The sequence below is a fragment of the Streptomyces sp. NPDC053513 genome (genome assembly GCF_044544765.1).
Lineage (GTDB): Bacteria > Actinomycetota > Actinomycetes > Streptomycetales > Streptomycetaceae > Streptomyces > Streptomyces litmocidini.
Genome location: NZ_JBITXP010000010.1, coordinates 98,703 through 113,081, shown reverse-complemented (window position 1 = coordinate 113,081; position 14,379 = coordinate 98,703). Strand labels below are relative to the sequence as shown.

The window sequence follows — 14,379 nt, the reverse complement described above, 5'->3', positions numbered from 1 at the left end:
GCGGGCATGCTCGGTGGAGAACGGAAGGGAGGACGTGCGTGTCCGATGAGGTGACGCGGTGGCTGACCCGGGCCACCCTGCCGTTGACCGGCCTCGCCGCCGGCGCGCCCACCACCGATCTCCAGCCGTTGAAGGACGTCCTCGACGGCGTGCGGGTCGTCGGACTGGGAGAGGCGACGCACGGGACGCGGGAGTTCTTCCGGCTCAAACACCGTCTCCTGGAGTTCCTGGTGACCGAGCTGGGGTTCTCGGTCCTGGCCATGAAGGCGAGCGCGTCGGCCGGGCCGGCCGTCGACTTCGACGGACTGGTCCACATCGCGGAGTCGTCCGCCTCCCGGCCCTTCTCCCTCTGAGGCGGGCGGAGGTCCGAGAACGCGTCACACGCCGGCCCCCGTGCGGTCGGGGCCGGCGTGTGAGCGTGCCCGTCCCCGTCGCGTGCGGCGGGGACGGGCGCGGTGCGGCTCGTCGTCAGCTCGTGGCGAGGAGCTGCAGGGTGTCGATCACGCGGTTCGAGAAGCCCCACTCGTTGTCGTACCAGGCGACGACCTTGACGTGGCGTCCCTCGACGCGGGTGAGGGCCGAGTCGAAGATCGACGAGTGCGGGTTGCCCACGATGTCGGCGGAGACCAGCGGGTCGTCCGAGTACTCGAGGACACCGGCCAGCGGGCCCTCCGCCGCGGCGCGGTAGGCCGCCAGGACGTCGTCGAGGGTCACGTCGCGGGCGACGGTCGTGTTGAGCTCGACGATGGAGCCCACCGGGACCGGCACGCGGATCGAGTCGCCGGACAGCTTGCCGTCCAGCTTCGGCAGGACGAGGCCGATGGCCTTCGCGGCACCCGTGGAGGTCGGCACGATGTTGACGCCGGCGGCGCGGGCACGGCGCGGGTCGCGGTGCGGGCCGTCCTGCAGGTTCTGCTCCTGCGTGTAGGCGTGAACCGTCGTCATGAAGCCGTGCTCGATGCCGGCGAGGTCGTCGAGGACCTTCGCGAGGGGCGCGAGCGCGTTGGTCGTGCAGGAGGCGTTCGAGACGATCGTGTGCAGATCGGCGTCGTACGCGTCGGTGTTCACACCGTAGGCGAGGGTGACGTCGGCGCCGTCCGCGGGCGCGCTGACGAGCACCTTCTTGGCGCCGGCGTCGAGGTGCGCGCGGGCGGCCTTGGCCGAGGTGAAGCGGCCGGTGGACTCCAGGACGATGTCGACGCCGAGTTCGGCCCACGGCAGCTGCGCCGGCTCGCGCTCGGCGAGCACCTTGATGCGGCGGCCGTCGACGACGAGGGTGTCCCCGTCGACGGTGACCGGGCGGCCCAGACGGCCCGCGGTCGAGTCGAAGGCGAGGAGCCGCGCAAGGGCCGTGGGCTCCGTGAGGTCGTTGATGGCCACGACCTCGAGGTCGCTGCCGCGCTCCAGGAGCGCGCGCAGCACGTTGCGTCCGATGCGGCCGAAACCATTGATGGCGATGCGAGTCATGAGCGGTGTCCCTTCCGATTCGCCACCCAGATTCGCGCGGAATGATCGCTCCGACCAGCGGCGTGATCGCCACGGTCCGCAAGTATCGCGCCAAGGGGGTCGGCGGGCGGGCTACTCCCCCTGCGCGAAGGTGCGCCGGTACTCGGTCGGCGTGGTGCCCAGGATGCGCTGGAAGTGCAGGCGGAGGTTGGCGCCGGTGCCCAGGCCGACGTCGGCGGCGATCTGCTCGACGCCCCGCTCGGATCGTTCGAGCAGTTCACGGGCCATGTCGATGCGGGCGCGCATGACCCACTGCATCGGCGTGTAGCCGGTGTCCTCGACGAACCGCCGCGAGAACGTGCGCGGCGACACCGCCGCGTTCCGGGCGAGTATCTCCAGGGTGAGGGGCTCGCCGAGCCGGTGCAGCGCCCATTCGCGGGTGGCGGCGAACCGCTCGCCGAGCGGCTCCGGCACGCTGCGGGGCACGTACTGCGCCTGGCCGCCGCTGCGGTACGGGGCGGCCACGAGCCGCCGGGCGGCGTGGTTCGAGGCGCCCACGCCGAGGTCCCCGCGCAGGATGTGGAGGCACAGGTCGATGCCGGAGGCGGCGCCGGCGGAGGTGAGCATGCTGCCCTCGTCGACGAAGAGGACGTTCTCGTCGACGTGGATCAGCGGCCGCTTGGTCGCGAGTGCCCGCGCGTAGTGCCAGTGCGTCGTGGCCCGTTTGCCGTCGAGGAGACCGGTGGCGGCGAGGGCGAAGGCGCCCGTCGAGATGGCGGCGAGCCGCGCCCCGCGCGCGTGCGCGGCGATCAGCGCGTCGACGACGGCTCGCGGGGGGTCCTCGCGGTCCGGATGGCGGTAGCCGGGGACGAAGACGATGTCGGCCCACTCGAGCGCTTCCAGCCCGTGGGCGACCTGGTAGGACAGACCGTCGCCGCCGGCCACGATACCGGGCTCCGCGCCGCAGACCCGTACCTCGTACGGCATGCTCGCCCGGGTCGTGAACACCTGCGCGGGGATTCCGACGTCGAGGGGTTTCGCACCTTCGAGCACGAGGACGGCGACGCGGTGGAGACGTGAAGCAGACACGTCCACGAGGGTACGCGTCCGCGTGTCCTCGCTGGTCAGCGGTGGCGGGCGCCCCTGACCGCCGGAGCCGGTCCCCGGCTCTCGCGCCCTTGGCGGACCGCGGCCGGGACGGACGGCAGCCGGGGCCGGACGGAACCGTTTCGTCCGGAACTCGTCGTCCGTCTCAGGAACCGCCGACGCGCAACGCCACTCATGGTCGTTGGGCACGGGGGCCGCACGCGACAGCGGCGCGGCCCCCGCCCCTGCGGCCCACCCCCGCCCAGTGCCGCTCCGAACGTTCGGAAGAAGTCGAGGAATCACCGTGCCCCTTGCGTCGTACCGCCCGTCGCACCGCCGTCTGGCCGTGAGCACCACCCTGATCGCCGCCCTCGCGGCGGGCGTCGTCCCCGCCGCGGACGCGTTCGCCGCTCCCCTCTCCCCCGCCGCGGCGGCCGCGCCCTCGGTCCCCGCCCCGGACATGGAGGGCGTGACCGCCGCGCTCGACTCGGCCATGGCCGAGGGCGCGCCGGGGGCGATGGCCCGCTTCACCGGCCCGAGCGGGGTGGAGAGCCGGACCGTCGGTGTCCGGGACCGGACGTCGGGGGCGCCGATGGACATCCACGCGCGCTTCCGGATCGGAAGCGTCAGCAAGACGTTCTCCACGGTCGTGCTCCTGCAGTTGGTGGAGGAGGGCCGGCTGGAACTCGACGCGCCCGTCAACCGGTACCTGCCCGGGCTGCTCCCCGACGACCGCATCACGGTCCGGCACCTCCTCACCCACCGCAGCGGGCTCGCCGACTACACCGACGCGATGTTCGCCGACACCGTGCCCGGTTTCGAGGCCGTGCGGAACCGGGTGTTCAGCTACCAGGAGCTCGTGGACCTCTCCCTGAGCGAGCCCCGCACCACCGAGCCCGGCGTGGCGTACAAGTACTCCAACGCGAACTTCGTGGTCGTCGGCATGCTCATCGAGAAGCTCACGGGCCGCCCGGTGTCCGACGCGTACGAGCGCCGCATCTTCAAGCCGCTGAAGCTGCGCGGGACCTCGTACGTCCACCCCGACACGCGCATCAAGGGCCTGCACGTGCGGGGTTACCTGCACCCGGACGCGGCCGGCGATCCGCTCGTGGACTCCACGGAGCAGACCGTGTCCTGGGCGCAGTCGGCAGGGGCGGTCATCTCCAGCCCCGCCGATCTGAACACCTTCACCGGCGCGCTCATGCGCGGCCGGCTGCTGTCCCCGGCGATGCTGGAGGAGATGACGACGGTCACGCCGACGGACGCCACCAACACCCGGTTCTACGGTCTCGGCCTGCGCCGTTACGACCTGTCCTGCGGCACCCGGGTGTTCGGCCACACGGGTACCGTGCAGGGCTTCTACACGTACGCCTTCTCGACCCGCGACGGGCGGCGCAGCCTGTCGGCCGTGGCGAACACCTCGAACCACGGTGCCGCCAACACGGCGCTCGGCGGGACGCTGGAGGCGGCCTTCTGCGGCAAGAAGCCGACGGTGGCGCCGTCCTCGCGGGCCGCCTCCTCGCCGGCGGCCCGCGACTTCTCGTCGCTGCCGGCGGAGCGGGACCTGCCGGAGCGCCACTGACGCCCCGCCGCGAGGCCCCGGCCCCGGCCCCGGATCAGCGGTAGTACCCCTCGACCACGGCCCGTACCTCGTCGAACAGGGCGGGGCCGTCCTGCGGTACGGGCGGGCGGCCGCCGGCCGGGCGGATGTCGAGGAGCTGTTCGTTCGAGAGGGCGTACACGACGCGGCGGAGGCCCGCCTGCCGGATGACCGCTTCGCACATGCCGCACGGCTGGCAGCTGGTGTACAGGGTGGTCTTGGCCGCCGTCGCCGGGTCCAGTTCCCTGGCCGCCCACCGGGCGAGCTTCAGTTCGGGGTGCGCGGTGATGTCCCGGTCCGTGAGGGTGGTGTTGCGTTCCTCGGCCAGGACGGTCCCGTCCGGGGCCGCGAGGAGCGACCCGAACGGGGGATCGCCGCCCTCCCTCGCCTCGGCGGCGAGGGCGATGGCACGGCGGAGGAGGGGGTGGTCGTCGGCTGTCGTCATGACGGCTCCGTTCTGACGCGGTGTCGGAGGAGGTGGGCTGCCGGGCCGCTTCGGAGTGCGCTCCCCGGCCCGGACGTCAGTGGGACGGGCCTGCGGTGGCCGCGGCCGCCGTGAGGTCCGTCGGGTCGGTGTTGGCGCCGCAGAGGACGACGCAGACCTTCTCGCCCGGCGCCGGGCGGTAGCCGGCGCGGGCCCCGGCCGGGGCGGTGAGGGCGGCCAGGGCCGTGGCGGCGGCGTGTTCGACGGCGAGGCGGCGGTCGTCCCAGAGGGCCCGGCGGGCGCGGACGATGTCGGTGTCCGCGACGAGGACGGAGTGGACGCCTTCCTGCCGGGCGGCGCTCACCGCGAGGGAGGTGGCGCGGCGGGCGCCGAGGGCGTCGGCGGCGACGGAGTCGACGGTCACGTCGACGGGACGTCCGGCCCGGACGGCGGCGTCGAGGGCGCGGCAGTTCTCGGGTTCGACGGCGACGGTGCGGATACCGTGGTGCCGGGCGGCGGCGGCGACCCCGGCGAAGAGTCCGCCGCCGCCGACCGCGACGACGACGGTGTCGAGGTCCGGGATCCGCCGGTGGATCTCGTCGAGGAGGGTGCCGGCTCCCGCGGCGATCAGGGGGTGGTCGTAGGCGTGGGAGGCGAGGGCGCCGGTGTCGGCGGCGAACGCCTCGCAGGCGGCGAGCGCCTCGGCGTACTCCGTGCCCACGAGCCGTACGTCGGCGTCGTAGCCGCGCAGCTTGTCGATCTTCACCTGGGGAGCGGTGGTGGGGAGGAAGACGGTGGCGCGGACACCCTGCCGGCGGGCCGCCCAGGCGCAGGCCAGGCCGGCGTTGCCGCCGGAGGCGATGGTGACGCCGGCGGCCGGGAGGGTGCCCTCCTCCCGGTGCGCGAGGAGGAAGTTCTGCGCGCCGCGGGCCTTGAAGGAGCCGGTGTGCTGCAGGAGTTCCAGCGCGAAGTGGAGCTCGTACGGCCGGTCGCCGGGCTCGTCCGCGGGTTCGGCCGGGGTGACCGTGACGGGTCGGACGTGGCCGCGGATCCGGTCGGCGGCGGTCTTGACGTCGGCGTACGCGAGGGTGTGCACCAGATGCTCCTGAAGGGGCCGGACGGTCGTGCCGACGATCTTCTCAACGTCCGGTGCGTACGGGAAGGCCGAGCGGTCGGGCGTCGGCGGTGGCGGAGGGCTCGCGCGGGGCCGCCCGGCGGCGCTTCAGAAGGCCCCGCGCGGGCCGGGGTCACGGCGAGAGGACCGCCAGGAGGTGGGAGACCTCGCGGGCCACGGCCGCGCGGGCCGGGGTCAGGTAGGTGCGGGGGTCGACCGTCGTGGGGTGTTCGGCGAGGTGGGCGCGGACGGCCTCGGTGAAGGCCTTGTTCAGGTGGGTGGAGACGTTCACCTTGGTCATGCCCGCCGCGATCGCCGCGGTGAGGTGCGGGTCCGAGACGCCGGAGGAGCCGTGCAGGACGAGCGGGACGTCGACGGCCGCACGCAGTCGGGCGATCAGGTCGAAGTCGAGGACGGCGTCCCGGGTCACCATCTGGTGGGCGCTGCCGACCGCGACCGCGAGGGCGTCGACGCCGGTGGCGTCGACGAAGGCACGCGCCTCGTCGGGGTCCGTGCGGACGCCCGGGGTGTGGGCGCCGCCCTTGCCGCCGACCTCGCCGAGTTCGGCCTCGACCCAGACGCCGTGGCTGTGGCAGTGCTCCACCACCTCGCGGGTCGCGGCGACGTTCTCCGCGTACGGGAGCTTGGAGGCGTCGAACATGACCGAGCCCAGGCCGAGGGCGACCGCCTCGCGGACGAGGTCGGGGTTCTCGGCGTGGTCGAGGTGGACGGCGACGGGGGTCTTGGCGGCGCGGGCGACGGCCAGGGAGGCGAGCGCCACCGGTTCCAGGGCGCCGTGATAGCGGACGGTGTTCTCGCTGATCTGGAGGACGACCGGACGGTCGGCGTTCTCGGCGCCGGCCACGATGGCCTGGGCGTGTTCGAGCTGGAGGACGTTGAACGCCCCCACCCCGGTGCCCGCGGCGCGGGCGCGGCGGACGATCTCGTCGGTGGGCGTCAGCGGCATGGTGTCTCTCCCGGGCGGTGGGCGGGGGCGGGGCGGCGGTCAGGCATGGACGTCGGTGAGGACGACGGAGCGGGTCAGGTTCCGGGGGGTGTCCGGGTTGAGCCCCTGGGCCTCGGCGACGGCGACGGCGAGCCGCTGGGCGCGGACGAGCTCGGCGAGCGGGTCGAGGTCGCTCTCGGCGAGGGTGCCGCCGACCTTGCGCACCTCGTCCGCGAGTCCCGCGGGGAGGGCGCCGAATCCCCAGGTCACCCGGCCGGGGCCGGTGATGCTGATCGGGCCGTGGCGGTACTCCATGGCCGGGTACGCCTCCGTCCAGGCACCGGCCGCCTCGCGCATCTTCAGGCCCGCCTCCAGGGCGAGTCCGTACGTCCAGCCGGTGCCGAGGAAGGTGAACTGCTCCGCCGTGCGCACGCTCTCGTCGAGCGGGGAGGCGAGGGCCCGCTCGGCGTCGCGGGCGGCGTCCTCGACGGTGGCGAGCCCCTCCGGCAGGGCGTCCTCGGCCTCCAGGTGCGCGCGGAACAGGGCGAGCACGGTGGTCGCGAAGCGGGTCTGGACGACGGACCCCTCGTCGGCGAAGTCGAGGACGGCGACCTCGTCGGCGAGGTCCATCACCGGGGTCGTGGGGTCCGCCGTGATCGCGCCGGTGGGGACCGTGCCGCGCAGCCGGGACAGGACGGCGAGGACCTCGCTGGTGGTGCCGGAGCGGGTGATGGCCACGACCCGGTCGTAGCGGCGGCCGTGGGGGAACTCGGAGGCGGCGAAGGCGTCGGTCTCGCCGTGGCCGCCCGATTCGCGCAGTTCCGCGTAGGCGAGGGCCATGAACCAGGAGGTGCCGCAGCCGATCACCGCGACTCGTTCGCCGCGGCGGGGCAGGGCCGCGACGTGCTGGGACAGGGTGCGGGCCGCCTGGCGCCAGGTCGCCGGCTGGGAGGCGATCTCCACGGCGGTGCGGGTGGTGGTCATGCCGATCTCCTTGCAAGAAGAGTGCGCGGTGATGATGGAAGATGCTTGAAGATAGGCCTATTCAAGCAGAAACATGCATCCTCTTTCCAGGTCCCGCGCCTGTCGGCGGCTAGAATCGGACGCGCGCACGAGCGGGGTGGTCATGCGGTCGTGGCCCCGACGGAGGGAGGGACCCATGTCCAAGCACGAGCGGTGGAACACGCTCCTCGAACTGCTGGCGGCCTCGGGGAAGCTGGAGGTGGAGGAGGCGGCGTCCGCGCTCGACGTCTCCGCCGCCACGATCCGCCGGGACCTCGACGAGCTGGCCGAGCAGCAGTTGCTGGTGCGGACGCGGGGCGGGGCGGTCGTGCACGGCGTCTCGTACGAGCTGCCGCTGCGGTACAAGTCGACGCGGCACGCGCCGGAGAAGCGGCGGATCGCGGAGGCGGTGGCGGATCTGGTCGCGCCCGGCGAGGTCGTCGGGCTCAACGGGGGCACGACGACGACGGAGGTCGCGCGGGCGCTCGCGCTGCGGTTCGCGAGCGGGCGCCCCGAGACCCCTGGAGCGGCCGTGCCCACGGGGCCCGCCCTGACCGTGGTGACCAATGCGCTCAACATCGCGGGCGAGCTGGCGGTGCGCCCCCAGATCAAGATCGTCACCACCGGGGGTGTCGCCCGCCCCCAGACCTACGAGCTGGTGGGTCCGCTGACGGTCGGGGTACTCAACGAGGTCGTGCTCGACGTGGTGGTGCTCGGTGTCGACGGGGTCGACGCCGAGCTGGGAGTGATGGCGCACCAGGAGGACGAGGCGAGCATCAGCCGGCTCTTCGCGGAGCGGGCGAGCCGGGTCGTCGTGGTGACCGACTCCTCGAAGATGGGCCGCAGGGCGTTCGCGCGGATCTGCGGCCTGGACCGGATCGACACGCTCGTGACCGACACCGGCATCACCCCGGAGACCATGGCGCAGCTCGTCGAGGCCGGGGTGAAGGTCCTCACCGTCTGACGCGCCGTCCGAGCCCGACACCTCGCCCGTCACCTGGCCATGGGCCCGGCGCCCGACCCGCCGCTCCGACATCCGGCTCACCGGCCTGACGCCCGGCTCATCGGCCTGACACCGGACCCACTGTCCGACACCGGGCTCACTGGTCCGACACTCGACCCATTGGTCTGATGTCGAACCAATTACCAGCTTGGTGCCTCCGGTCCCGCGGGTATTCATCGATTAATTACCGCACGGCTGTATACCTTTAAGCTCCCCTCCCCCATCATGTCTCCGACGTGCCGCTGGGGCACGCCGTGACAGGAGGGGCGAGGCATGATTCCCATCAGCCGCAGGGGGTTCGTCGGGATCGGCGCGGGGCTCATGGCGGGAGCCGCGCTTCCGCCGGTCCGGGCGTCCGCCGCCGCGAGCGCCGCGACCGGCACCCTCGCCGACGTCAAGCACGTGGTGGTCCTCATGCAGGAGAACCGCAGTTTCGACCACTACTTCGGCACCCTGAAGGGCGTACGGGGCTTCGGCGACCGCGCCGCCGGCAACCTGCCCGGCGGCTGGGGCACGTTCAACCAGCCCAACTGGGGCGGCCGCCAGTACCCCTGGAAGCTCAGCGACACCCCGCCGGCCGGCGGGGTCGACGGCGAGACCCTCGCGCAGTGCAACGGCGACCTGCCGCACAGCTGGACCTCGCAGCACGCCGCCTGGAACAAGGGGCGCCTCGACAACTGGGTCACGGGCGTGGGCAACACCCGGACGCTCGGTCACCTCGACCGCGGGGACATCCCGTTCCACTACGCGCTCGCCGACCACTACACGATCTGCGACGCGTACTTCTGCTCGACCCTGAGCGCCACGGGCCCCAACCGCACGTTCCTGTGGAGCGGCAAGATCGACGCCTCCAGCAAGGACGGCGGCGACGAGTCGGGCCTCACCTGGGAGACCTACGCCGAGGCGCTCCAGCGCGCCGGGGTGAGCTGGAAGGTCTACCAGAACGCCCAGGACAACTACGGCGACAACGGCCTCGCGTACTTCAAGAAGTTCACCGACGCGCGGCCCGGGGACCCGCTGTACGACCGGGGCATGGGCTCGGTCCCGAAGGTGACCGGTTCGACGCCGGACGACATCGCCGCGGCGATCCGCGCCGACGTCGTCGCGGGGACCCTGCCGCAGGTCTCCTGGGTGGTGGCGAGCGAGGCCTTCTCCGAGCACCCGTACGCCCCTCCGGGGGACGGCGCCCACTTCGTCGACCTCGTCTACCGCGCGCTCGCCGCGAATCCCGAGGTGTTCGACTCGACCGTCCTCTTCCTCAACTACGACGAGAACGACGGCTTCTTCGACCACGTGCCGCCGCCGGTCGCACCGCCCGGCACGCCCGGCGAGTACCTCGACGGCGTGCCGATCGGCCTGGGCTTCCGCGTCCCGATGATTGTCATGTCCCCGTGGACCCGGGGTGGTTGGGTGAGCTCCGAGGTCTTCGACCACACCTCGGTGCTGCGCTTCATGGAGAGCTGGACGGCGGCGCTCGGCACCCCCGCCGCCTGCCCCCACATCAGCGCCTGGCGGCGGAAGGTCACCGGCGACCTGACCGGGGTCTTCGACTTCGCCCACCCGGTGTACGGAGTGCCCTCCGGCCTTCCGTCCACGGCGAAGGTGATCGGACAGGCCACCTGCGGCCCGCTGCCGAACCCGGCACCGCAGAACAACGCGCTGCCCGCCCAGGAGTCCGGCACCCGGTCGGCGCGCGCCCTGCCGTACCAGGTGAACGGCAACCTCGACCGCTTCGAGTTCGGCGCCGCGGGCAAGATCCTCGCCTGGTTCTCCATGACCAACCAGGGCGCGGAGGCCAAGCGGTCGGCGCACTTCTCGATCCACCCGCACCAGTACCGGGACACCGCCGCCTGGCAGTACACCGTCGACCCCGGCGGCACGGCCACCGACTACTTCAACATCGGCCTCGGCTCCGGTTCGGGGAAGTACGACATCTCGATGATGGGCCCGAACCGCTTCCTGCGCCGCTTCATCGGGGACGCCTCCAAAGCCGGCAAGGACGTCGAGGTGGCGGCCCGGTTCGCGCCCGAGGCGGGGACGGGCAGGACGGCCCTGTGGTTCAGGATGACGAACGCCTCGGCCGGGCCCGTCACCTTCACGATCCGCTCGAACGCCTACCGCTCGGACGGGCCGTGGACGTACACGGTGCCGGCGAACTCCAGCCGCGAGGACTTCTTCAACGCGGTGGCGTACAACGGCGGCTGGTACGACTTCACGATCCTCGCCGACATCGACGGGAGCTGGTCGCGCCGGTACACCGGCCACATCGAGACCGGAGCCCCGAGCGTCAGCGGCTGACCCCCTCCCGCATGCCGGGCGGCGCGGCCTCCGGTCCGCCGCCGTCCGGCACCGGGCGGCGCGGCGTCAGCGGCCGGCGTGCGCGGCGCGGCGGACCGTGGCGTCGAGGAGCGCCACCGCGTCGGCTCCGGTGCGGCCGGGGGCCCGGTTCCACGGCCCGATCAGCCCCTGCCACCCGCGCGACCGCAGTTCGGTCATGATCCAGGCGGCCGCCTCGTTCATGGTGTCGGCGCTGCCGTAGCCGAGCCGGTGGGCGGCGAGGAGGGCCCCGCAGACGCACCGGGCGCCGCGCGCGTCACGCAGCTTGTACGGGGCGTTCTGCCAGCCCCACTCCGTCAGCACCAGGCGTGCGTAGCCGAGGTGGACCGAGGGGCGGAGCTCGGTCTGGCCGATGCGGCGCCAGGTGTGCAGCCGGTCCGGCAGCACGGCTCCGAGCCGTCCCGGGATGCGGCGCTCGGCGGGGAGCTCCGGGGGCAGGGCGGCCAGGGCGTCGGCCACGAGCCGCTCCACCGGCACGCTGAGCAGCGCCCGCCAGCCCTCCTCCGGCGGCGACTCCCGGGGGGTGGTCCAGTCCGTGACGATCCGCTGCCAGGTGGCGCTCTCGAAGAGGGCTGCCGCCTCGCGGTCGAGGGCATCGGGGCTGAGCAGGGCGGAGGAAGGCGGCATGGGGGACTCCTGAGTCGACTCCCCTCATCTTTCAGGATGGAATGTCTGTTTTGTGGCTTTCACCCTCACACGGAGAGTCGCCCGCCCCCACCCCCTCGACGAACACCCCACCATATGAATTACCACCTCATTTACCCATGAAGGGAATTACGCACCAAATAGGACATTGCGCTTCGAGTGACACGACTCACTCGCACGACTCGACGGCCTGGCGCCCCTCTCCCCCACCCCGTACCGCGCAAGGAAGTTCACCCCCCTCCCGGACGGCATCGATCTTGAATTGACCGAATTCCGTGATCCATTTCCGGATATCAGAGACCCCCTCCCCTTGTTATCCGTCGCATTACTGGCCTACGGTCACCTCCATTCGAGCGGAACGCCCAATCCTGCCGCCGCTCGGTAAACCTCCCTTTTCACCCGACGGCAGGAGCGGGGGACCCACGAATACGCCGGTCCGGAATCCGGAACGGCTCGGGGTGAAGCCGCGTGCGCGCGGCCGGACATCTCCCGTCCGAACCCGACAGCTCACCCCGCAGGCGCCGGAGAGGAAACCGTCATGCCTGCTCACGGTAAGCACCGCCGCCCCCGCCGCAGCCCCGTCTCCCGGGGCCTCGCCCTGGTCGGCACGGGTGGCGCCGCTCTCACCCTGCCGCTCGTCGCCCCGGCCGTCGCCGGCGCCGCGCCCGTGGCCGGCGCCCCGGAGATCGCCGCCCAGTCCCTCGCCGCCCCCGCCGCGCACACCACCGCCAAGGCCCCCGCCGCCCCGGCCGCCGCGCACACGTACACCGTCGTGAGGGGCGACTCGCTTTCCCTGATCGCCCACAAGAAGGGAATTCAGGGGGGCTGGAAGAGCCTTTACCGTGCCAACAAGAGCGTCGTGGGTGACAACCCGTCACTCATTCGCCCCGGCCTCGAACTGACGATTCGTCGGGATTCCGCCAAGGCCGCCCCCGCGCAGGCGAAGGCGAAGAAGTCCGCCACGACCGAACGGGCGAGCCGCTCCGAGCGCCGGCCGGCCGCTCCCGCCGTCGCCACCGGTACGGGCGCCTCCGCCGCGCAGGCCGTCCCGGCCGTCGCCGCCGCGCCCGCCGCCGGCAAGGCGGCCCCCGCCGCCGCCACGAACTACGCCGACAACCTCGACGGCTGGATCCGGGAGTCCCTGGCCATCATGGGCCAGCACGGCATCCCCGGCTCCTACGACGGGATCTACCGCAACGTCATGCGCGAGTCGTCCGGAAACCCCCAGGCCATCAACCTCTGGGACTCCAACGCGGTCGCCGGCACCCCCTCCAAGGGCCTGCTCCAGGTCATCGAGCCGACCTTCCTCGCCTACCACGTGCCCGGCACCTCCATGGACCTGTTCGACCCGGTCGCCAACATCACCGCCGCCTGCAACTACGCGGCCGACCGCTACGGCTCCATCGACAACGTCAACTCGGCGTACTGACCCTCTGCCGCCGGAAGTGTTCGGCGAACCAGGAGGTGGCGAGGTCCGCCACCTCCTCCAGGGCGCCCGGCTCCTCGAAGAGGTGGCCGGCGCCCCCCACCACGGCGAGCCGGTTCTCGCAGCGCAGCAGGGCCAGGGCCCGCCGGTTGAGGTCCAGGACCATCGCGTCCGCGCCACCCACCACCAGGAGCGTCGGGGCGCGCACCCCGGCCAGGCGGTCGGCCGCGAGGTCCGGCCGGCCGCCGCGCGAGACGACGGCGCTCACGGCTGACGCGGGGTCGGCGGCCGCCCACAACGCGGCGGCCGCGCCCGTGCTCGCGCCGAAGTATCCGAGCGGGAGTCCCGCGCCCTCGCTTCTCCCGCCCAGCCACTCCGTGGCCCCGGCCAGCCGCTCGGCGAGGAGCGGGGTGTCGAAGACACGCTCCCGGTCTCCCGCCTCCTCCTCGGTCAGCAGGTCGAAGAGGAGGGTCCCCAGGCCCGCCCGGTTGAGCACCCCGGCGACCGCCCGGTTCCGGGGGCTGTGGCGGCTGCTGCCGCTGCCGTGGGCGAACAGGACGATGCCGCCGGCGTCCTCGGGCACCGCGAGCCGTCCGCCGAGGGTGACCCCGGAGACCGGGATCCGTACGTCCGTGCCCTGCGCGCCGGGGTTCCGCGCGGCTCTGCTCCGGTCCAGGCAGGCGATGACCTCGGCGTCCGGTGTCTGCGAGAAGTCCTGGTAGAACTGCCCGATCGCGAAGAAGAGGTCCGGCGTGTGCACGCTGACGGCCTCGTCGGCATCGCCGCCCACGCGGGTCGTCCATCCCCGCGGTGCCACCGGGACGGCGAGGACGATCCGGGCGGCGCCCCGGGCCCGGACCACCCGGCAGGCCGCCAGCGCCGTGGCCCCCGTCGCCAGCCCGTCGTCGACCACGACGACCGTCCGCCCGTCCAGGGGCACGGAGGGCCGGCTGCCCCGGTAACGGCGGGCGCGCTGGTCGAGCTCCGCGTGCTCGCGCTCCTCCACCGCGGCGAGGTCGTGGTCGCTCACACGGGTCTCGCGGAGCACCCGCTCGTTGAGCACCCGCACGCCTCCCTCGCCGAGCGCCCCCATCGCGAGCTCCGGCTGGTGCGGCACGCCGAGCTTCCGTACGAGACAGATGTCGAGCGGTGCGTCGAGGGCCTCGGCGACCTCCGCCGCCACCGGCACACCGCCCCGCGGAAGCCCGAGGACCACGACGTCATGGCCCTTGAGGTGGTCGAGCCGGGCGGCGAGCTGCCGCCCGGCGTCGGTGCGATCGCTGAAGAACATGGTCCGCCGCCCTTCCGCTGGTGCGCGGCTCGGGCGCGGGGCGGAACGGAGTGCCCCGT

13 protein-coding genes and 1 riboswitch are annotated in these 14,379 nt (G+C 73.0%); of the genes, 5 read left to right on the top strand and 8 right to left on the bottom strand.

Annotation, left to right across the window (positions count from 1 at the left end; all coding sequences use genetic code 11):
- Positions 1-38: 38 nt before the first annotated feature.
- Positions 39-353 (top strand): hypothetical protein, encoded by a 315-nt coding sequence (locus ACIGW4_RS19480; protein ID WP_399581827.1) that lies wholly within the window; start codon positions 39-41, stop codon positions 351-353.
- 115 nt (positions 354-468) lie between these two features.
- On the opposite strand, the gene gap is transcribed toward ACIGW4_RS19480, so the two are convergent.
- On the bottom strand, positions 469-1,467 hold the full coding sequence (gap, locus tag ACIGW4_RS19475) for a type I glyceraldehyde-3-phosphate dehydrogenase (RefSeq protein ID WP_123458029.1): 999 nt from the start codon (positions 1,465-1,467) through the stop codon (positions 469-471).
- A 111-nt stretch (positions 1,468-1,578) separates the two neighbouring features.
- Entirely contained in the window at positions 1,579-2,535 is a 957-nt protein-coding gene (locus tag ACIGW4_RS19470; protein WP_359587139.1) for a helix-turn-helix domain-containing protein, read from the bottom strand.
- A 343-nt stretch (positions 2,536-2,878) separates the two neighbouring features.
- On the opposite strand from ACIGW4_RS19470, the gene ACIGW4_RS19465 reads away from it, so the two are divergent.
- Positions 2,879-4,114 carry a serine hydrolase domain-containing protein gene (locus ACIGW4_RS19465; RefSeq protein WP_399581822.1) on the top strand — a complete coding sequence of 412 codons (1,236 nt, stop codon included), beginning with the start codon at positions 2,879-2,881 and terminating at the stop codon, positions 4,112-4,114.
- Between the two features lie 34 nt (positions 4,115-4,148).
- On the opposite strand, the gene ACIGW4_RS19460 is transcribed toward ACIGW4_RS19465, so the two are convergent.
- From ACIGW4_RS19460 to ACIGW4_RS19445, 4 genes are all read right to left on the bottom strand, one after another.
- Complete coding sequence (locus ACIGW4_RS19460) at positions 4,149-4,577, bottom strand: nucleoside deaminase (RefSeq protein WP_123458031.1); 429 nt, start codon at positions 4,575-4,577, stop codon at positions 4,149-4,151.
- Between the two features lie 76 nt (positions 4,578-4,653).
- The gene (locus ACIGW4_RS19455) at positions 4,654-5,652 is read right to left on the bottom strand and encodes a serine/threonine dehydratase (protein WP_399581818.1); all 999 of its coding nucleotides are present in this window, start codon (positions 5,650-5,652) and stop codon (positions 4,654-4,656) included.
- A 151-nt stretch (positions 5,653-5,803) separates the two neighbouring features.
- Positions 5,804-6,637, bottom strand: a complete 834-nt coding sequence (locus ACIGW4_RS19450) for a ketose-bisphosphate aldolase (RefSeq protein WP_398711176.1) — start codon at positions 6,635-6,637, stop codon at positions 5,804-5,806.
- Positions 6,638-6,676: 39 nt separating this feature from the next.
- The gene (locus ACIGW4_RS19445) at positions 6,677-7,600 is read right to left on the bottom strand and encodes an SIS domain-containing protein (protein ID WP_399581814.1); all 924 of its coding nucleotides are present in this window, start codon (positions 7,598-7,600) and stop codon (positions 6,677-6,679) included.
- A 175-nt stretch (positions 7,601-7,775) separates the two neighbouring features.
- On the opposite strand from ACIGW4_RS19445, the gene ACIGW4_RS19440 reads away from it, so the two are divergent.
- Together ACIGW4_RS19440 and ACIGW4_RS19435 are read left to right on the top strand one after the other, a co-directional pair.
- A complete protein-coding gene (locus ACIGW4_RS19440; protein ID WP_399581812.1) occupies positions 7,776-8,582 on the top strand; it encodes a DeoR/GlpR family DNA-binding transcription regulator in 807 nt (268 codons plus the stop codon).
- Between the two features lie 312 nt (positions 8,583-8,894).
- The gene (locus tag ACIGW4_RS19435; protein ID WP_399581810.1) at positions 8,895-10,919 is read left to right on the top strand and encodes a phosphocholine-specific phospholipase C; all 2,025 of its coding nucleotides are present in this window, start codon (positions 8,895-8,897) and stop codon (positions 10,917-10,919) included.
- A 66-nt stretch (positions 10,920-10,985) separates the two neighbouring features.
- Here the strand turns inward: ACIGW4_RS19435 and ACIGW4_RS19430 are convergent, their stop codons facing one another.
- Positions 10,986-11,585 (bottom strand): hypothetical protein, encoded by a 600-nt coding sequence (locus tag ACIGW4_RS19430; protein ID WP_359587130.1) that lies wholly within the window; start codon positions 11,583-11,585, stop codon positions 10,986-10,988.
- 367 nt (positions 11,586-11,952) lie between these two features.
- Positions 11,953-12,137: riboswitch (cyclic di-AMP (ydaO/yuaA leader) on the top strand.
- Between the two features lie 4 nt (positions 12,138-12,141).
- Between ACIGW4_RS19430 and ACIGW4_RS19425 the strand changes: the two genes are divergently transcribed.
- The gene (locus tag ACIGW4_RS19425) at positions 12,142-13,032 is read left to right on the top strand and encodes a LysM peptidoglycan-binding domain-containing protein (RefSeq protein ID WP_359587128.1); all 891 of its coding nucleotides are present in this window, start codon (positions 12,142-12,144) and stop codon (positions 13,030-13,032) included.
- On the opposite strand, the gene ACIGW4_RS19420 is transcribed toward ACIGW4_RS19425, so the two are convergent.
- Positions 13,016-14,320, bottom strand: coding sequence for a phosphoribosyltransferase family protein (locus ACIGW4_RS19420; protein WP_399581806.1), 1,305 nt, complete (start codon positions 14,318-14,320; stop codon positions 13,016-13,018). The genes ACIGW4_RS19425 and ACIGW4_RS19420 overlap by 17 nt on opposite strands.
- Positions 14,321-14,379 lie beyond the last annotated feature (59 nt).